The organism is Couchioplanes caeruleus (assembly GCF_023499255.1).
Classification (GTDB): Bacteria; Actinomycetota; Actinomycetes; order Mycobacteriales; family Micromonosporaceae; genus Actinoplanes; species Actinoplanes caeruleus_A.
The window spans coordinates 6,777,372-6,796,526 of record NZ_CP092183.1 but is presented as its reverse complement, the minus strand read 5'-3'; the positions used below and the strand labels follow the sequence as shown (position 1 = coordinate 6,796,526).

The following is a 19,155-nucleotide window of genomic DNA, read 5'->3' as shown; positions in this document are numbered from 1 at the left end:
GCCCACGCTGCCCGCGCTGCCCGCGCGCCCACGCTGCCCGCGCTGCCCGCGCGCCCGCGCTGCCCGCGGCCCGCCGCCAGCGCTGCGTGCCTCGCTCACCCGCGCAGCCCTCACCGCGGCACCCGCGCTGCCCGCGCGCCCGCGCTGCCCGCGCGCCCACGCTGCCCGCGCGCCCACGCTGCCCGCGCGCCCACGCTGCCCGCGCGCCCACGCGGCCCGCGGCCCGCCGCCAGCGCTGCGTGCCTCGCTCACCCGCGCACCGCGCCCCGCCCCCCCGGTAGCGCCCCGCTCGCGCCCCGGCCGGCCGCCCTCCGGGGAGCGTTTGCCGCGTGCAGCCGCCTGGCGGCCATTCGCACGTGTCGCTGTCCGGTGCGTGCCCGAGTGTGCAATTGATGCACAGAAAACGCTCTCCGCGCCGGTGCGCCGACTTGCCCCGATCCGGGTTCCCGGGCTGCTCAGCGGGGGCGACGACATCCATGACCGCCGATCCGCCCGGCGCGTGGAGATCATGTTCGTACCGGTCACGGCGTCGCACGGCGAGTACGCCGCTGATCCGGCAACGCGCCGAGGCTCGTATCCGAGGGCAGACAACGCATGAGATGGAGGCGTCATGGCACCCCGTCGGTCCGCCACGACGGCAGCGGTGACCCGCGGCCAAATGGTCCATACTGGACCCCGCACGAACCGATGCACGTGCGAATGCACCGGTGACGCCCCGCTCCAGGAGGGATTCTGATGCGTCTGCGCCACCATTCGGGCCGGGTCGTCCACCTGACCCACGGCACCGCGGTACGGCCCGCCCGGGACCTCCCGGCCATCGTCGAGCAGCTCGACGCGTACGCGGAAGCCGTCCGGTCCCGTCTGGACGTGGACACCCTCGGGGTGAGCCTCTGGCTCCCGCCCACCCTCGCCGCCGCCCTCGCCATCGACGGGCGCTCCCGTACCCGGCTTCGTGCCGAGCTGACAGCCCGCGGGCTGGAGGTCGTCACGTTGAGCGGAGTGCCGTACGCGGAGGGCGGCGACGAGGGCTCCGACGAGCCGGACTGGAGCGACCCGGCGCGCCTGGAGTACACGCTCGACCTCGCCCGCATCCTCGTGGACCTGCTGCCCGACGACGCCGTACGCGGTGCCGTGACCACCATCGGCCTGGGCCGCGCCGACGGCTGGGACGACGCCAAGCAGAAGGCGTGCGCCCGCATCCTCGGCCGGCTCTCCGGCGGCCTCGCCGAGGTGGCGTGGCAGACCGGCCGCGCCGTCCGCGTCGGGTTCCGTCCCGGCCCGGGCGCTGTGCTCGACGGCTCCGCCTCGGTCGCGGCCGCGTTCACCCGCGTCGACAAGGACCGGCTCGGCGTCAGCCTCGACCTCGCCGCCCTCGCGTGCACCTGGGAGGAGCCGGGCGCGTACCTCGACCGGCTGGCCGGCGCCGGCGTGTCGGTCATCCAGGCGCAGGTCACCGCCGCCCTGCAGGCCGACGACCCGGCCGCGGCGACCGAGGCCCTGCGCGGGTACGTGCACTCTCAGCGCCACCCCGTCACCACCCCGGACGGCGGCTGCCTGGACCTCGCGGACGCGCTCCGGGACCCGCCCGCGGGGCCGTGGCGGGTGCTCACCCCCGTACCGTTGAAGGAGCAGCCGCCGGCGCCGCTCAGGGCGACCACCGAGGTCTGGCGGACGGCCGTCAGCCGGCTGATGGCCGGCGCCCTGCCCGGCACCGAGCATCTCGACATCGAGGCGCAGGGCGCGACCGAGCTCGCGGACCTCGGCCTGTCGCCGCCCGCCGTCCACATCTCTTGTTGAGCGGGCCGCCCGCACCTAGAGTTTGACCTGGCACCCGCCGGTGGGCGGGCCGGCCGGGAGGCGCAGACCCGGCACGGCCGCGACGTCCCCCGGCGTGCCGCCGCCGGTCTCCTCGCGCCGGCCCGGAACCCTCTTCGTAGAGCCTGCGAACAGGGAGATGACCATGGCACGACCCATCACGCTCTTCACCGGCCAGTGGGCCGACCTGCCGTTCGAGGAGGTCTGCCGGCTGGCCTCCGAGTGGGGCTACGACGGCCTCGAGATCGCCTGCTGGGGCGACCACTTCGAGGTGGACCGGGCGCTCGCCGAGGACGACTACGTCGACCGCAAGCGTGAGCAGCTCGCCAAGCACAACCTGCGGGTCTTCGCGATCTCCAACCACCTCGTCGGCCAGGCCGTCTGCGACCACCCCATCGACGAACGCCACAAGGACATCCTGCCGGCGGCGATCTGGGGCGACGGCGACCCTTCGGGCGTACGGGAACGGGCCGCGGAACGCATGAAGGACACCGCACGGGCGGCCGCCAAGCTGGGCGTCAAGACGGTGGTCGGCTTCACCGGCTCGTCGATCTGGCACACCGTGGCCATGTTCCCCCCGGTGCCGCCCGCGATGATCGAACGCGGCTACCAGGACTTCGCCGACCGCTGGAACCCCATCCTCGACGTCTTCGACGAGGTCGGCGTCCGCTTCGCGCACGAGGTGCACCCCAGCGAGATCGCGTACGACTACTGGACGACCCGGCACACCCTGGAGGCCATCGGCGACCGCCCGGCGTTCGGCCTGAACTGGGACCCGTCCCACTTCGTGTGGCAGGACCTCGACCCGGTCAACTTCATCCTGGAGTTCAAGGACCGCATCTACCACGTCGACTGCAAGGACGCGAAGGTCCGTACGGGCGACGGCCGCCGCGGCCGGATGTCGTCCCACCTGCCCTGGGCGGACCTGCGCCGCGGCTGGGACTTCGTCTCGACCGGGCACGGCGACGTGCCGTGGGAGGACTGCTTCCGGGCCCTGAACGCCATCGGGTACGACGGCCCCCTCTCGATCGAGTGGGAGGACGCCGGGATGGACCGGCTGGTGGGAGCCCCGGAGGCGCTGCAGTTCGTCCGCCGGCTGGCCTTCGACGCCCCCTCGGCAGCGTTCGACGCGGCCTTCTCGTCCTCGTCCTGAGCCGTTGCCCGGCTGAGCGGCGTTCGGAGCGTCGTCCTGACCACATGCCGATGGCCCGGTCCCTCAGCGGGGCCGGGCCATTCAGCTGCGGTGGGTCAGTACGTGGTGCCCGTGCTGTTCGAGCTGACGCTCGAGGTCGACAGGTCGCCGGTGGTGGTGTCCGACGACGAGGACGAGCTGGCCGACGACAGCTTCTCACCGAGCTTGGACTGGTTCAGCTTGTCCTTGCCCTCGCTGTACAGCTTGTTGGCCTGGGCCTGGGCGACACCGGCGGCCTCCTGGACCGTCGGGTGCTCCCACACCTTCTTGGCGTTGGCCGCGATCTCCTCGTACTTCTCCCGGCCGGCACGGCTGCCCAGGACGAAGCCCGCCGCGAGACCCGTGATGAACATGAGCTTTCCGCGCATGGCGGCTCCTTCCGTTCGTTGACGCGCGTGCGTCTGGTTCCGGTCCATACCCATCCTGCCGCTGGATCATTCGCCCCGGCTGCGTTTCGTCCCTGTTGCGGCTCTCCCGGGTGTGTCGGATCCCTCGCCCGGGTGCCGGGCCGGCGCCGGCCCGGCCCGGGGTCCGCTCAGCCCGGGCTGCTGCTGCCCGGCGACGGCGGTGCCGGCCCCCGGCTGGGCCCGGCCGCCGAGCGGTTGCCGATGCCGGGCCGCCGAGCGGTTGCCGACGCCGGGCCGCCGAGCGGTTGCCGATGCCGGGCCGCTGGTGGGTGCCGGGCCGGCCGGCGGGTGTCGGCGCCGGCCGTCTGGCCGTGCGCCGGTGTGTCGGGTACCCCTCGAGCGGGAGACGGCCTCGGTCATGTATTGTTTTCCCGGTCGCCACGACAACCCGCGAAAGCGGGGAGCCGCGGTCCGATCCCCTGTAGCTCAATTGGCAGAGCAGCCGGCTGTTAACCGGCAGGTTATTGGTTCGAGTCCAATCGGGGGAGCAGTTACCCAGGTCAGGGGCCACTTCGGTGGCCCCTTTCGCGTACCGCCCCGTGGCTCCGGCGGACACTTGCCGACGAGTCACCACGACTTGGACGCCCTCGCTGCCCGGACCTCCGGTTCTGATGGCTCTGATGGCTCTGATGGCTCTGATGGCTCTGATGGCTCCGATCGGCGTGCTTGCGGCGCCCGGCGAGCATCGCGCTGTAGCCGCCACTCCACGCCGCCGTGACCGGCAGAACGCACCCGAGGTGAGGGTCGCCCCGGTCGGTGATGCCGCCATGGTGCGAGCGCGTCAGCAACGTGCGGTAGGCAGCCCAGAGCGGATTGGCCTGAAGCGGTGGCGGACCTCGCCCTAAACGATCCGCCCGTCTCGGTGAGGTTGTGGCCCGCCTCAGCGTTATGGCCGACGCCGGACTTGGCCGACGCGCACTGATTGGCGTCGGCGACAATGTCGGTATTCGGCTTGTCGACCACCCATACGCGCGTGACGTCACGCCTTTCCTGGTGAATGCTTTCCAGCATGTGACGCGATGTCTATTTGTCAAGACAGCGTGTGTCGGAAAGGTGCGCGTATTGGGGAGTCGCTCCGCGCGGTCGCTTGACGGATCATGGCCGATACCGGCACCATCCGTGATTGTCGGCGACGCTGTCGGCTCGGCCGTGGTGGAGGCGGGGGTTCCTACGGGCTGGATCGTGGCGGTGCCGAGTGCCGCTGCCGGCCTATCCGTGGTGGGGGTGACTTCTGGCTCGGCCGTGGTGACGCCCTGCACCTTTGCGGGCTGCGCGCTTTCCGGCCCGCCTAAGGGCTGAACCGGCCGCATCTGCGCACGCTCTGACAGGGATGTTCGCGCTGGGGGGAGGATCGGCCGCTGCTGTGCCGCCGGTGCCCTGCGGTGTGGCGTCGGCGCCCCGGGGCTTCGCGCGCTCACCGGCCGGTCCGTGCCACGATCGCCGTGCAAGCGGCCCAGCTTAGTGGCGTGTCTTTGCGCTAATCCCCACGCCCGATGACGTGCATGCTCGCGGCGAAACTCATCTCGCTCGGCAGAATAGCGACGCGACGCGGTTCGGTCCCGCATCGCGGCCAATTCCGCCGTCGAGAACAACTGAAGCTGCCGCATAGGATAATTCTTCCTCAAGCTGCCGCCCGACCACACTAAACGATCACCCCAGAAGCGCGACGATCGTCACAGCCAAATCGCGAACCAGAATTGACGGATGCGTTTCGGGTCCGAACAACCTCTGACCGGCTACGCTCGTAACGGTGGCTGGCGATGGCGATGGCGGCCGGGCGGTTGAGCGCCGGCTGGCATCCCTGGTCCACGCGTCATCTCACCAACAATGACGGTGCCCCCCGGCGCCGACGGCTCGGGCGCCCGTGACCCGGCCGCGGCACGAGCGGAGTCCCGGCAGTGACACAGCGCGGCCAGGGAGTGTCCCGCGGATCATGACGGCCTGCGCCGGGCCCAGCTTCCGCCTCGCGGCACGTGCCGAACGGCCGGATACAACCCTGGTATCCGACCGCCCGCCACGCTTGCGACGCGAACTGCGCCAGCGTGGGCGCGGTCCTGCAGACCGGCCGGCGCATCGGCACGGGAGCCCAGCTTCCGCCTCGCGGCACGTGCCGAACGGCCGGATACAACCCCGGTATCCGACCGCCCGCCACGCTTGCGACGCGAAACCTGGACCTCGCCTCCGCGTCGCCGTGATCCGCGGGACATCCCCTAGAGGCCCCAGCCCCAACGCAGCTGCGCCACACCGGAAGTGTTGTTCACCGCCAGCCCGGAACCGCTCTGCCGGGTGATGGAGTAGCTGTCGCCGGCGCGCAGGCCGGGCCAGTAGACCACCCCCATCTGCCGTGCCCGGGTCAGATCGGTGGTCGCGGCGAAGTACGCGGTGAAGACGTTCCCGTCCTGCGTCGCGCCGTTCGTGTAGGTGAGGCCCGTGGTCATCGGGGCGCCGGCCTCGTCGATGATGGTGCGCGAGGAGTACGCCCCGAGCCGGTTGCTGAGGTTGGCCGTCCACGCCGCGCGGGTCGTGTCGGACGCCCAGAAGCCGTAGAAGTGCAGCGACAACAGGGTGCCGTCGAGCTGGCTTGCCGCGCCGACGCCGGTGACGTTGTCGTTGTAGCCCGTGCCGCTGATCAGCACCCGGCCGCGGGGGATGGCGGGGTGCCGCGCCAGCCAGGTCGAGCAGAGCGACACCCACGAGCTGAGGCTGTAGCCGAAGGGCTCGTTCATCGGCTCGAAGTAGACGCCAGGATTGCTGCCGTAGTCGGCGGTCACCCGGTCCCACATGGCGTTCCAGGCGGCGGTGTCGTCCACCAGGCCGTCTTTCGCGGTGTCCGCCTCCCAGTAGGAGACGATGACCTTCATGCCGTGCGCGAGGGCCGAGTCGAACGCCGCTCTGTAGCTGCTCCACCAGGTGGAGGTGACGCTCGGCGGGTTGATCGGCAGGCGGACCGTGTTCGCGCCGAGCAGGTTCTGGAAGCCGGTGAGAATGCCGTCCGACTTGGAGCGGACGGTGCTGTAGCTGTCACTCGCGGTGAGCCCCGTAGGGATGACCCAGCCGTTGACGTAGTTGTCGCGGGCGTCGGCCCAGTTGACGCCGCGGAACCCGGTGGTCGCCGCGGCAGCTTCCCGGGAGATCCCGAGGATCGACACTGCGACGGTGGCGGCCATGGCCGCTCTCAAGAGAGCACGTGCACGGCGATGTTCCATGGCGACTCCTCGGGGAGAGATGGCTACGGACGGATGACGGCCACCCCGCCGGGGGTGAGCGTCGCGGGGCCGCCGCCGAGGGAGGTCAGGTCGATCTCCTCGTCGGTGCGGTTGAGCAGGAAACGGACGTCGCCGCGCACCGCCAGTTCGACCCGCCCGCGCAGGGCGCGGGGGATCTCGCTTTCCACGCCGGCCCGGGAGAGCAGATCGCCGAGCAGCGGCGCCAGGCCGTCCGGACCCAACCTCGTCGAGATGTACGCGGCGGAGCCGGCTCCCACGGTGCGACGTGTCACCGCGGGCCGGCCGGCCTGGTCGCCGGAGGCGTACGTTGCCAGCACCTCGGTTCCTGGGCCGGTGACGTCGATCCGGTCCGTCCACAGCGTCCCGGTGGTGCCGTTGTCCAGCAGCACCCGCTCGTCGTCGGGCAGCGGCGCGAACTCCTCGATGCGGATGCCCAGCAGGTCCCGGAGCGCCCCGGGATACCCGCCGAGCCAGACGTGGTCGTTCTCGTCCACGATGCCGGAGAAGTACGTCGTCACCAGGTGACCGCCGTTCTCGGCGTACGCGGACAGGCGCTTGCCGAGGCCGGCCGGGACGACGTGCAGGATCGGCGCGACGACGACGTCGTACTCCTCGATCGGCGCCGACAGCGGCACGACGTCGACGCGGACGCCGGCGTCGAGGAACGCCGCGTACCAGTCGAGGGCCTCCCGCCGGTAGCGCAACCGGTCGGTGGGGTGGGAGTCCTGCTCGCCGGCCCACCAGGATGTCCAGTCGAAGACGATGGCGGCCCGGGCGCGGGTCCGCGGTGCGCCGGCCACGAAGGCCAGCTCCCGCAGCCGGGCGCCCAGCGCTGACACCGTACGGAAAAGGTCGCTGTCCGTGCCGGCGTGCGGGACCATCGCCGAGTGGTATTTCTCGGCCCCGGCCCGGGACTGCCGCCACTGGAAGAAGCAGACCGCGTCGGCGCCGTGCGCGACGTGCGTCAGGGAGTCCCGTTCGAGTTCGCCGGGCCGCTTGGCGAGGTTGACCGGTTGCCAGTTCACCGCGCTGGTCGAGTGTTCCATCAGGAACCACGGCCGCCCGCCGGCCAGGTTCCCGGTCAGGTTCGCCGAGAACGACAGCTCGTCGCGGGACCGCGGCCCCGGCTGCCGGTAGTGGTCGTTGGCGACGAAGTCGACCTCGGCGGCCCAGTCCGCGTAGTCCATGCTCTTCGTCTCGCCCATGACCATGAAGTTCGTCGTCACCGGCACGTCGGGGGTGATGGCCCGCAGGATGTCCCGCTCCGCGATCAGATAGTCCTTCAGCACCGCCGACGAGAACCGCTTGAAGTCCAGCTGCTGACCCGGGTTGGGATGGGTGGCGGCAAGCCGTGGCGGCAGGATCTCGTCCCAATCCCCGTAGTGCTGCGACCAGAAAGCGGTGCCCCAGGCCTCGTTGAGGGCGTCGAGGGTGCCGTACCGGGAGCGGAGCCAGTCCCGGAACGCCGACGCCGCATCGGGCGAGTAGTCGTACACGTTGTGACAGCCCAGCTCGTTGTTGACGTGCCAGGCGGCCAGCGCGGGGTGGGCGGCGTACCGGGTGGCCAGGTCGCGGACCAGGCGCAGCGCGTACCGGCGGAAGACCGGTGACGTCGGCCGCCAGTGCTGCCGGCCGCCCGGCCACAGGGTGCGGCCCTCCCGGTCCACCGGCAGGATCTCCGGATGCGCCGTGGTCAGCCAGGGCGGGGGAGAGGCGGTCGCCGTGGCCAGGTCGACGAGGATCCCGTTGGTGTGCAGCAGGTCCATCGCGTCGTCGAGCCAGCCGAAGTCGTACTCGCCGTCGGCGGGCTCGAGCCGGGCCCAGGAGAAGATGCCCAGCGAGACGATCGTGACGCCGGCCGTCCGCATCGCCTCGACGTCCTCGTCCCAGACCTCGCGCGGCCACTGCTCGGGGTTGTAGTCGGCGCCGTACTCCAGACGCGGGGTGCCCGCCCGGCGCAACCAACGGAACGACATCAGAGGATCTCCTTCGCTCCGGCGGGTGTCACTTGACGGTGAAGCCCTGCTCGGTGCCGTACTTCGCGGACTGTTCCTGCCACGCCTTCAGGCCGTCGGCCAGGGTCGTCGAGGACACGTACGCCTTGCCCGCAGTGTCGTTGAAGACGCTGTTCGCGTACACCTGGAAGGGCAGGTACGACCAGCCGGGCACGACCTGCTGGGCCGACTTCGCGAAGATCTCGTTGGCCTTCTGCCCCGCGAAGTACGGGAACGGCGTGTTCAGGAACGCCGGGCTCTGCAGGTCGGCCGTGGTGGAGGGGAAGGCGCCGCCCTTGATCCGCAGGTCCTTGCCCTCGTCCACCGAGGCGTACTTGACGAACGCGTACGCCAGCGCCTTGTCGGCCGACTTGTCCAGCACGCCCAGCGAGCTGCCGCCGTTCTCCGCGCTCGCCTGGCCGCCGGCCTCCCACTGCGGCATCGGTGCCACCCGCCACTTGCCGGACGCGGCGGCCGCGCCCGAGGCGAGGTTGCCCGGCATCCAGGCGCCGGTGGGCAGGCTCGCGATGGTGCCGTCGCCCAGCGCCTTGAACCACTGGTCGGTCCACGGTGGGATCGGCGCGACGAGCTTCTCGCTGATCATCGGCTGCCAGACGGAGGCGAACCTGGCGGCGCCGGGGTCGGCGAAGTCGATCCGTACGGTCGTGCCGTCGACCTGGTACGGCTTGCCGCCGGCCTGCCAGATCATGCTCGTGGTGAAGCCGGCGTCGCCGGTGTCCGCGGTCAGGTACGCCTTGGGGTCGGCCTTGTGCAGCTTGCGGGCCGCCTCGACGTATTCGGTCCAGGTCGCTGGCACCGCGATGCCGTGCTTGTCGAAGACCTCCTTGTTGTAGAACAGCGCCATCGGCCCGGAGTCGAGCGGCAGGCCGAAGACGCCGCCGTCCGGGGTCACCGCGTTCCACGGGCCGGGGGTGAAGCTGCTCTTCAGGCCGGTCGCGCCGTACCCGGAGATGTTGGCCAGCGACTTGGCGATGGCGAACTGCAGGACCGCGTAGTACTCGATCTGCGCGACGTCGGGTACGCCGCTGCCGGCCGCGATCGCGTTCTGCAGCGCCGTGTACTGCTTGTCGCCGGTACCGGCGTTGACCAGATCGACCTTCACGTTCGGGTACTTCTTCTGGAAGCCGGCGGCGACGTCCTTGATCGTACTGTCCCAGGCCCAGACGGTGAGGGTGCCGCCCTTCTGCAGGGCAGCCGTGACGTCCGCCTCGGAGCCGCTCGCCGGCGGCGTGGCGATGTCGGAGGAGGAGTCGTCACTGCACGCGGCGAGGGTGAGTATCGCGGCGGTCGCGGCGGCGGCCGCCTTCAGGAATCTGGACATCGGCGTCCTTTCATTCTTTGACGCTGCCGGCGGCCAGGCCGGACTGCCAGTACCGCTGCAGCAGCAGGAACGCGGCGAGCAGGGGCAGGATCGTCAGCAGCGATCCGGTGATGACGAGGTTGAACACGGCCTCGCCGCCCACCGTCCCGGCCTGGTCGTTCCAGGAGTTCAGGCCGATGGTCAGCGGGTACCACCGCGGGTCCTTGAGCATGATCAGCGGCAGGAAGTAGTTGTTCCAGGTGGCGACCACGGTGAAGAGCAGGACGGTGACGATGCCGGGCCCGAGCAGCGGCACCGAGACGCGGAGGAACGTGAAGAACTCGCCCGCGCCGTCGATCCGGGCGGCCTCCAGCATCTCGTCGGGCACGGCCTGCGCGGAGAACGTCCACATGAGGTAGAGCCCGAACGGCGAGACCAGCGACGGGATGATCACCGACCACGGCGTGTTCGTCAGCCCCATCTTGCTGAACATCAGGAACGTCGGTACGGCCAGCGCGGTCCCGGGCACGGCGACAGCGCCGATCACGACGGCGAAGACCGCGCGCTTGCCGGGGAAGTCGAACTTGGCGAGCCCGTACCCGCCCAGGGTCGCCAGCAGCGTCGCCCCGCCGGCACCGGCCACGACGTACAGCAGGGTGTTGCCGAGCCAGCGGACGAACACCCCGTCGTCGTACGTGAGGGTCAGCCGGATGTTGTCGACGAGCGCGAATCTGCCGTCGTCGAACCACAGGCCGAACGAACTGATCAGGCCCTGCTGTGTCTTGGTCGCGTTCACCACCAGCCAGAACAGCGGGACGAGGCTGTAGATCGCGACCAGCGCGGTCAGGGCCGTCAGCACGACGCTGCGCCGCCGGTGCATCACTTCTCCCTCGCGCCGCGCAGCTGCACGGCGTACGCGATGGCCATCGTGATGAGCCCCATGATGATCGCCACGGTGGCGGCGTAGTTGTACTGCCGGCCCGCGAACGACAGCGAATAGGCGTACATGTTGGGGGTGTATGCCGTCGTGATCACGTTGCGGGCCAGCGGGCGCATGATCGCGGGCTCGTTGAACAGCTGGAAGCTGCCGATCACCGAGAAGATCGTCGCGATCACCAGGGCGCCCCGCAGGTGTGGCAGCTTGATGGCCCGGACGATCCGGAACTGCCCGGCGCCGTCGATCGCCGCCGATTCATAGAGCGCGACCGGTACGACCTGCAGCGCCGAGTAGAAGATCAGCATGTTGTAGCCGACGAACTCCCAGGTGACGATGTTGCCGATGGAGGCGAGCGCGAGGTCGGCGGAGAGCGGTTCGGGCAGCGTGACGTGCAGCGCGTCGTTGATGCTGCCGACCAGCCCGAACTGGTTGCTGTACATGAAGCCCCACATCAGCGTGGCCACCACGGCCGGCACCGCGTACGGCAGGAAGATCGAGACCCGGAAGAAGGCTTTGCCGTAGAGCCGGCCGCTGTCCACGGCGAGCGCTACCAGCAGCGCGAGCAGCAGCATGATCGGCACCTGGACCACGAGGAAGAGCGCCACCCGGCCGAACCCGGACCAGAACTGCCCGTCCCCGATCGCCTGGCTGTAGTTGTCGAGCCCGACGAACGAGTTCCCGCCGATGAGCCGGTTCCGGTAGAGGCTGAGGTAGATCGAGTAGCCGATCGGCGCGAGGAAGACCAGCGCGAACACCAGCATGAACGGGCCGACGAACGTCCAGCCCTCGAGGGACCGGCGCCGTCGTCGGCCGGGCCGCGCCCGCGCGTCCGAGATGGCCATTCCCGCCTCCGTCCACGTTTACGTAAACATCGATGACCGTCGGTGTTCCGAGAGCAGGACGGGGGTGATGTTTACGTAAACTTGGCGGTGATAGTTTCACCCGGTGCCGGGATCGTCAAGGAAACCAGGGGCGGACTGGAAGCCGATCAACCGCCGCTCACGCGGGGTCTCGATGGCCGACGTGGCCCGCCTCGCCGGGGTGTCGTCGCAGACCGTGTCCCGCGTGTCCACCGGCCATCCCGGCGTCGTCGAGTCCACCCGCCGCGTCGTGCTGGACGCCATGCGAGAGCTCGGATACCGGCCCAACAGCGCGGCCCGGGCGCTCAAGCTGGGGGAATTCCGCACCATCGGCGTCATCCTCTTCACCCTCGCCACCACCGGCAACAGCCGCACGGTCGAGGCCATCGCCACGCAGGCCGCGCTCGAGGGGTACGCCATCACGCTCATCCCGGTGGCCGCACCCACCCAGGACGGCGTGCTGGGCGCGTTCACCCGCCTCGGCGAGCTCGCCGTCGACGGCGTCATCGTGATCATGGAAGTGCACCTGCTCGACGCCACCGACCTCACCCTGCCGCCCGGCATGCCGGTCGTGGTGGTCGACTCCGACGCCGGCGACCGCTACCCGGTGGTCGACACCGACCAGGCCGACGGCGCCCGGCAGGCGGTGCGGCACCTGCTCGGGCTCGGCCACCGTACGGTGTGGCACGTCGGCGGCCCGGCCGAGTCGTTCTCCGCCGAGCGCCGGGCCCAGGCCTGGCGGGCCGTCATCGAGGACGCCGGCCGCCCCCTGCCACCCATTGAGCGCGGCGACTGGTCCGCCACCTCCGGATACCGGGCCGGCCTGCGGCTCGCCGCCGACCCCGCCTGCACCGCCATTTTCGTGGCCAACGACCAGATGGCGCTGGGCGTGCTGCGGGCCCTGCACGAGCGCGGCCGCCGGGTGCCCGAGCAGGTCAGCGTCGTGGGCTTCGACGACATCCCCGACGCGGGGTCGTACCTGCCGCCGCTGACCACCGTGCACCAGGACTTCGCCGAGGTCGGCCGGCGCTGCGTACACGGCCTGCTGGACCAGATCCGCGGCGAGCGCGGCACGCCGGGCACCGAACTCGTACCCACCGTCCTGATCCACCGATCGAGCACGGCCGCGCCCCAGCGGGACACCCCCTAGCGTCCACGCACGTCGGACAGCTGCTTCTCGTTCACGTACCCGTGCTGCACGGCGAGGTCGCCCAGGCGCTGCCACGCCTGCTCGGACGTCGCCTGCAGATCGAGCAGTTCGTCGAGCTGCTGCACGCTGATCAGGCCCGCCCGTACCAGCTTCCGGCCGATCCGGCGCTGCGGGACGACCTGGCGAGACCTGCGGGCGGCGCCGCGGGCGTACATGTGGATCGGGGGCGCGAGGGAGATCACGAGCGTGAGCGTGGCCCAGAGATAGAGGGTCCAGAAGGGGTGGTCCAGGACGACGCCACAGGCGAGGCATGCGGCAGCGACCGCCGCCCAGCCGAGGTGGGCGCGGAACGTGCGCCACGTGTCGCCGGTCGCCGCAGCGCCCTTCGGGGTGACCACGTAGGCGAGCGGGCGGCCGGCGAGCTGAGCCGCCGCGGCGGCGACGTAGACCGGAGCGGTGACCAGCTCGAGGGCCATGCCGGCCAGGCCGAACGACCGCCGTTCGTGCTCGACCAGGTTGAAGCGCTGGGTGAAGCGGAAGAACGCCAGGCCGGCGACGATGTTGCCGACGAACAGCACACCCCAGACCAGCGCCGGGAGGCGGCTGATCGTGACGCCGCCGACCAGGTAGAGCGCGCTGAGCGCGACGCCGATCACCCAGGACAGGGCCGTGGTCGGATAGTGCGACTGCAGCGCGAAGAACGACAGCCGCTGGCTGCGCCGCGGCAGGCTGCGCATCAGCGCCGGGGAGTGCCGGCGGGCAATCTCCCAGATTCCGTACGCCCAGCGCTTCTGCTGGCTGAAGAAGTCGGAGTAGGTCGCCGGCCCCTCGCCCACAGCCAGGACGTCCGGGGTGTACACGCCGTTCCAGTGGTTGCCCGTCGCCGGGTTCCGGGCGCTGTAGATCACCATCGAGGTCAGATGGTCCTCGATGATGCAGTCCTGATAGCCGCCGATCTGCTGAAAGGCCACCGGCCGGTACAGGTGATTCGTGCCGATCAGCAGCGGCGCGCCGTGCCCGTTCCCGCCGCGCTGCATGATCCCGTGGAAGATGTACGCCAGCTCGGCCGCGCCGCGCGCGACGAACGACTCGGTGAGGTTGGCGTAGACCTGCGGCGCGACCACGAACGCGGTGTCCGGGTCGGCGAAGTAGCCGAGGCTGCGCTCGAGGAAGTTCGGATACGGGATGTGGTCCGGGTCCATCTGGGCGACCACGTCATAGTCGTTCTCGTACGCGGCCCGCCACGCGTTGTGGTTGCCGTGCTTCGTCCGCGCCTTGAACTCGCCGCTGGGCTGGTTCCACTCGGGGCGGCCCTTACGGCTGAAATGGCGTACGCCGATCTCCTCACAGCGGCGCCGCACCTCCTCGTCGTCGCCCTCGTCGAGCAGCCACACGTCGACCGGGCCGTCGTGGCGTACCCGTTTCATCGCGCGCAGCGTGGTCAGCACCAGCTCCACCGGCTCCTTGCCGGGCACGATCGTGGTGAGCAGGGCCACCCGCAGGCCGGCCGGGGCCGGCATCGGCTCGGGGTCGCGCGCCCGGGCGGCGAAGTACGCCAGCACCCAGGTCCGCAGCGCCACGATCACCTGCAGCAGGACCATGAGGAAAAGGCCCACCAGCATGGCGAGGTCCCGGGCCCGGTCCCCGGCCCGCAGCGCCGGCAGGTTGCCGGGCAGCACCAGGAAACCGACCAGGGCCAGCGCGAACGTGATGTGCAGCCCGGCGACGCCCACCATGAACCGGTGCTGCCGGCGGCTCAGCACCGGCCGGTACCGCACCCGGTCGGCGGGTGTCCGCACCGGGCCGGTGATCTCCGTGGCTGTACGCCCGTACAGCCGGCCGGGCACGCGCCTTTCCACCGGCGCAGCCGTGTCCTGCTCGCTCATGAACCCCGCCATCGGCCGCCGTGGGAACGGGTTGAGCCGTTGGCCGCGCTGGGGCCTTCGCCTGACCCGTTCTTGCGGCTGCCTTGTTCGTCTCTTGCGCTTTCGCCCTGGCGTGGCGCGTTGTTTCGCCTGCCTGGTTCTTTCGCCTGGCCTGTTCTTTCGCCTGCCGCGGGCTGCGTCCGCCGTTAGGCTGGGTCCTGCGTTGTTCGTCCCCTTGTGAGGTGCCCGTGTCGCAGCCGCCAGAGGTGGACGTCGTCATCGTCGGCGGCGGCCTCGCGGGGCTCGCCGCTGCCCGCCGGCTGGACCGCGCCGGCGTCGACTGGCTGCTCGTCGAGGCCGCCGACCGGCTCGGCGGCCGGGTCGCCACGGACGTCGTGGACGGCTGGCGGCTCGACCGCGGCTTCCAGGTCCTCAACACCGCGTACCCGAGGGTGCCGGCCCTGGTCGACCTGGACGCCCTCGACATGCGTTACTTCACGCCCGGCGTCCTGGTCCGCCGCGGCGGACGCCTGCACCGCCTGGAAAACCCGCTCCGCGACCCGATGGCCGCCCCGAAAACCCTCAACAGCGGGGTCGGCACGCTCGCCGACCGCCTCAAGTTCGCGGCGCTGGCGACCCGCTGCGCGACGTACCCGCCGGCCCGGCTCCTCGACGCCCCGGAGCTGACCACCCAGGAGGCGCTGCGCAAAGCGGGCCTGTCCCACCGCATCATCGAAGAGGTCCTGCGGCCGTTCCTCTCCGGCGTCTTCGCCGACCGCTCCCTCGACACGTCCAGCCACGTCCTCGCGATGGTGCTCCGCTCCTTCGCCCGCGGCCGCATCGGCGTCCCCGCGCAGGGCATGGCCATGCTCCCGGCCGCGGTCGCGGGCCCCCTGCCGTACCCGCAACTCCTGGTCAACGCCCGCACGGTCGCGGTCTCCCCGGGCCGCGTCATCACCGACGGCGGCGAGATCCGCTGCCGGGCGGTCGTCGTGGCCACCGACCCGGTCACGGCATCCGAGCTCCTCCCGTCCCTGCCCCGCCCGGACATGCGAGGGCTGACCACGTACTACTTCGGCGCCCCGCAAGCCCCCATCGACGAACCCACCCTCCTGCTGGACGGCGACCGCCGCGAAATCGTGGCCAACACCATCGTCATGTCCAACGCAGCCCCCGAATACGCCCCGGCAGGCCGATCGCTGATCGCAGCCTCAACCGTGGGAGTCGCGGCGCCCTCGGGAGCGTCGGAGCAGGTCATGCGGGTGGAACTGGCACGGATCTACGGCGTGCCCACGGATCAGTGGGAGCTGCTGCAGGTCGTACCCATCCCGCACGCCCTACCGGCAGCCCCCGTCCCACAGGCCCGGCTCCGGAAGCCGGTCGAACTGGGGGACGGCCTGTTCGTCGCCGGAGACCACCGCGACAGTCCCTCCATCCAAGGGGCGCTCGCGGGCGGATGGCGCACGGCAGGAGCGGTACTCGCCTCACTGGGCGCTCTGGTCGGTCTTTGAGCCTGCCGGCATGGGGGTATTGACGGGTGCATGACCGACACGACACAGCCCGACCCGACGCCCGGCAACCCCGAGGAAGACCACCCGGCCCAGGAAGCGCACGGCGGCAGCATGGCCCCCGGCCTGGTCGACGACACCGGCCGCCAGACCCCCGAAGAACCGCCGCAGGCGGACGACGAGTAGATCGCTGGCCCGCGCTGGACGCCCCGGGATAGGATCGCCGCCGGTACGGGGCGGTAGCTCAGCGGGTTAGAGCAGGGGACTCATAATCCCTCGGTCGCGGGTTCGAGTCCCGCCCGCCCCACCCTACTTGCCTGGGGGCGACCCCCAGACCCCACGTTACGGTGGTGGCGCTGGACGGCCCGCCTGCACGCCGTTGCTGGCTGCGCTGATTGCCCGTGCGATTTGCCGGGCCTCGGGACGACGCGAAAGGTTCGAGGCTGGCTCGCAGCGGGCGAAGGCACCCGGTGCGCGGGTGCCTTCCGAAAGCTTTCAGTGTTGCAGGTGAGCTATGGGGACTGGACCGGCTGACGTGCAGATCCGCATATCCGGCGTGGCTCGACACGTGGCACGAAATCTGGCTCACTCTTGCCTCTGAAGACGATCGTGCCACGAAAGACGTGGGAGTAGACGCAGCTAGAGAACGTCCTAGCTACGTCATGGACCTTCCTGAATTGCGCGTCGCCGGCCGGTTTGCGCCGCCGCGCCGGGTGATCCACCGGGTTGCACGATTTTGTTTTCAGCTCTGCGCGGGTGCCTCTCGGGATCGAAGCGTGCCAAGCGAGCGAGGCGCAACCGGTCGCGCGCTAAATCTGCCGGCGCCGCAAGTGCTCGCATGGGCCGGCGTTCCACCCGATGCGGACCGGAACCCATTTCGACCATGCTCGACGGAAGCGCTCAGGCTCCGGGGACGGTTCAAGACCGGCAAGTCACCGATAAGGGAGACGGCGCCACCGAGGTATGCGACCTTTGGATCATGGCTCTAGACGTGCGAAACCTCATGATTCGGAGCTACCTGATCGGGGTGATCGGGCGGCCCGATGCGAGCCTCCCCACGTATGGCGACCTGCACCAGAGGTTCGGGGGCGGGTATCAGAACCAAGGGCGTTTCCTCCAGAGGATCTACGAGGACTGCGCTGAGAACGAGGAGCCGGACCTGACGGTCTTGGTTGTAGGTGCAGACACCCGCTTGCCGTCCCGGTTTGAGGGACGAGACTGGGAGGATTCGCCAGAGGTTCGCCAACGCTGGCGGGAGGAGCTCAAAGCGGTCAAGTCCTGGAAGTGGTCGAACACTAGATTCCTGTAGGGGATGACGGAGTCCGTTGTCGCCCTTGCACCTGGCATTGTTGCTGACCCCGTCGAGCCAGTAGCCAGACTATGCGCTTTGACGTCATGCCGTGATTGCCGGCTCACTCGGCGAAGATTCCCATTACGACGGCCCCCGGTGCCAGGGTCGGGTTTGCGAAGCCTGTCTGACGCCGGGTCCCAGGTACCGTCTCCGGGCCGAAAGGGCGCGTCCTCGATGAGGCGAATCTCCGACATGGGACTGTTCTTCGGGGAGCGAAGGTCAACCGGCCACGTACGCACTCGTCGGGCGGCACCGCACTTTGATAGGGGAGTGCTGGCACTGGAGTGATGTCCGCCGGCTGCGCCTCGTATCCCTCTAGCAGAGTTGCAGGTAGAGGCTGCAGAAGAGCTGGAAGGGCTCTCTCGTGGACCTTGGTCGCGGGTTCGAGTCCCGCCCGCCCATTGCTGACCGGCGCCGGATTCCAGGTCGGTGATCGCGCTGGTGTTTCGGTTGGGTGTTCCTGCGACGGGCCGATGAGCGAGATGCCGGTGTCGATGAAGTCCTTGGTGTCACGCGTAGCGAGGGGTCGCGAGGGTGCAGCCGGCGTCTTAGTCGTCTTGTACGACAACGCCCATCGACGAACCCGCCCCGATGGTTGACCGGCCTGAGCGCCCGTTTTAACGGTCGTCTCAGGATTGCTCGGTATGACGTAGGCATCGCCGGGCGACGCGGGTCTCGGCCGCGCCGGTACGGCCGAATGCGCCGCGTTTCACGGCGGCACGGTCAGCGTCGGCCCTGCAGCGGACGGGCATGACCGGGAAAGGCAGCCATTCATGATTTCTGTGCTCGTGGTGGACGCTCAGCCGTTGCAGCGCCTCGGGTTTCGGGTGCTGCTCGAGAGCGCGCCCGACACCGAGATCGTCGGTGAGGCCGAGAATGGCTCTGAGGCCGTTCGGCGGATCACGGAGGTGCGGCCCGACGTCGTGCTGATGGACATGCGTATCCCGGGCGTCGACGGGATTGAGGCGACCCGGCGGGTCGTGGCCGCCGGTGGCCGGTCGCGGGTCCTGGTGCTGGCGACGTTCGATCTGGACCGGTACGCGTTCGCCGCGTTGCGGGCCGGGGCGAGCGGTTTCCTGCTCAAGGACATCCGCCCGGAGGAGCTGCTCGCCGGCATCCGGGCCGTCGCCGCCGGGGACGCGGTGATCGCGCCGTCGCTGACTCGGCGGCTGCTCGACGCGGTCGCCGACCGGCTCGACGATGACCTGTGCGGGCGCGTGCGGGAGGATCCCCGGCTGGGTTTGCTGACCGGCCGCGAGCGCGAGGTCCTCGTGGCCATCGGGCAGGGCCTCACCAATGGCGAGATCGCGCGACGGTTCGAGCTGTCGGAGTCGACGGTGAAGACCCACGTCGGGCGGGTTCTTGCCAAGATTGGCGCAAGGGACCGGGTCCAGGCCGTCATCCTCGCCTACAACCTGAGACTCACCCGGCCGGTCTAGCGCTTGATCTCGCGCTTCGGTCGGGGGCGCGACCGTAGTTTCCCAGCCACTGCGGACCGATCCGCTCCGCTGCCCGGTCGGAGGGCAGC

13 protein-coding genes and 2 tRNA genes are annotated in these 19,155 nt (G+C 70.3%); 8 read left to right on the top strand and 7 right to left on the bottom strand.

Annotated elements, in window-relative coordinates; genetic code table 11:
- The first annotated feature begins 735 nt into the window (after positions 1–735).
- Together COUCH_RS31415 and COUCH_RS31410 are read left to right on the top strand one after the other, a co-directional pair.
- Complete coding sequence (locus COUCH_RS31415; RefSeq protein ID WP_249608819.1) at positions 736–1,797, top strand: hypothetical protein; 1,062 nt, start codon at positions 736–738, stop codon at positions 1,795–1,797.
- Between the two features lie 163 nt (positions 1,798–1,960).
- Positions 1,961–2,968, top strand: a complete 1,008-nt coding sequence (locus COUCH_RS31410) for a sugar phosphate isomerase/epimerase family protein (protein WP_249608818.1) — start codon at positions 1,961–1,963, stop codon at positions 2,966–2,968.
- 95 nt (positions 2,969–3,063) lie between these two features.
- Here COUCH_RS31410 and COUCH_RS31405 read toward each other — a convergent pair whose 3' ends face one another.
- A complete protein-coding gene (locus COUCH_RS31405) occupies positions 3,064–3,375 on the bottom strand; it encodes a hypothetical protein (protein WP_249608817.1) in 312 nt (103 codons plus the stop codon).
- A 454-nt stretch (positions 3,376–3,829) separates the two neighbouring features.
- Here COUCH_RS31405 and COUCH_RS31400 point away from each other — a divergent pair.
- Positions 3,830–3,902: transfer RNA gene (locus tag COUCH_RS31400), tRNA-Asn, on the top strand.
- A 1,722-nt stretch (positions 3,903–5,624) separates the two neighbouring features.
- On the opposite strand, the gene COUCH_RS31395 is transcribed toward COUCH_RS31400, so the two are convergent.
- The 5 genes from COUCH_RS31395 to COUCH_RS31375 all read right to left on the bottom strand — a co-directional run bounded on the left by COUCH_RS31395 (position 5,625) and on the right by COUCH_RS31375 (position 11,735).
- Positions 5,625–6,581, bottom strand: coding sequence for a cellulase family glycosylhydrolase (locus COUCH_RS31395; protein ID WP_249608816.1), 957 nt, complete (start codon positions 6,579–6,581; stop codon positions 5,625–5,627).
- Positions 6,582–6,643: 62 nt separating this feature from the next.
- Positions 6,644–8,617, bottom strand: a complete 1,974-nt coding sequence (locus tag COUCH_RS31390) for a beta-galactosidase (RefSeq protein ID WP_249608815.1) — start codon at positions 8,615–8,617, stop codon at positions 6,644–6,646.
- Between the two features lie 28 nt (positions 8,618–8,645).
- Entirely contained in the window at positions 8,646–9,977 is a 1,332-nt protein-coding gene (locus tag COUCH_RS31385) for an ABC transporter substrate-binding protein (protein WP_249608814.1), read from the bottom strand.
- A 10-nt stretch (positions 9,978–9,987) separates the two neighbouring features.
- Positions 9,988–10,836: a carbohydrate ABC transporter permease gene (locus COUCH_RS31380; RefSeq protein WP_249608813.1), complete on the bottom strand. Its 849-nt coding sequence runs from the start codon at positions 10,834–10,836 to the stop codon at positions 9,988–9,990.
- Complete coding sequence (locus COUCH_RS31375) at positions 10,836–11,735, bottom strand: carbohydrate ABC transporter permease (protein WP_249608812.1); 900 nt, start codon at positions 11,733–11,735, stop codon at positions 10,836–10,838. Before COUCH_RS31375 ends, COUCH_RS31380 begins: the two co-directional genes overlap by 1 nt.
- 172 nt (positions 11,736–11,907) lie before the next feature.
- Between COUCH_RS31375 and COUCH_RS31370 the strand changes: the two genes are divergently transcribed.
- Positions 11,908–12,903: a LacI family DNA-binding transcriptional regulator gene (locus COUCH_RS31370; protein WP_249608811.1), complete on the top strand. Its 996-nt coding sequence runs from the start codon at positions 11,908–11,910 to the stop codon at positions 12,901–12,903.
- Here COUCH_RS31370 and COUCH_RS31365 read toward each other — a convergent pair.
- On the bottom strand, positions 12,900–14,789 hold the full coding sequence (locus COUCH_RS31365) for a glycosyltransferase family 2 protein (RefSeq protein WP_249608810.1): 1,890 nt from the start codon (positions 14,787–14,789) through the stop codon (positions 12,900–12,902). The two genes, COUCH_RS31370 and COUCH_RS31365, sit on opposite strands and share 4 nt — an antisense overlap.
- Before the next feature lie 227 nt (positions 14,790–15,016).
- Between COUCH_RS31365 and COUCH_RS31360 the strand changes: the two genes are divergently transcribed.
- From COUCH_RS31360 to COUCH_RS31345, 4 genes are all read left to right on the top strand, one after another.
- Positions 15,017–16,279: an NAD(P)/FAD-dependent oxidoreductase gene (locus tag COUCH_RS31360; RefSeq protein WP_275980150.1), complete on the top strand. Its 1,263-nt coding sequence runs from the start codon at positions 15,017–15,019 to the stop codon at positions 16,277–16,279.
- Positions 16,280–16,309: 30 nt separating this feature from the next.
- A complete protein-coding gene (locus COUCH_RS31355; RefSeq protein WP_249608809.1) occupies positions 16,310–16,462 on the top strand; it encodes a hypothetical protein in 153 nt (50 codons plus the stop codon).
- A 47-nt stretch (positions 16,463–16,509) separates the two neighbouring features.
- Positions 16,510–16,583 (top strand) — tRNA-Ile (locus COUCH_RS31350).
- Positions 16,584–18,400: 1,817 nt separating this feature from the next.
- The gene (locus tag COUCH_RS31345; protein ID WP_249608808.1) at positions 18,401–19,066 is read left to right on the top strand and encodes a response regulator; all 666 of its coding nucleotides are present in this window, start codon (positions 18,401–18,403) and stop codon (positions 19,064–19,066) included.
- The last annotated feature ends 89 nt before the right edge of the window (positions 19,067–19,155 follow it).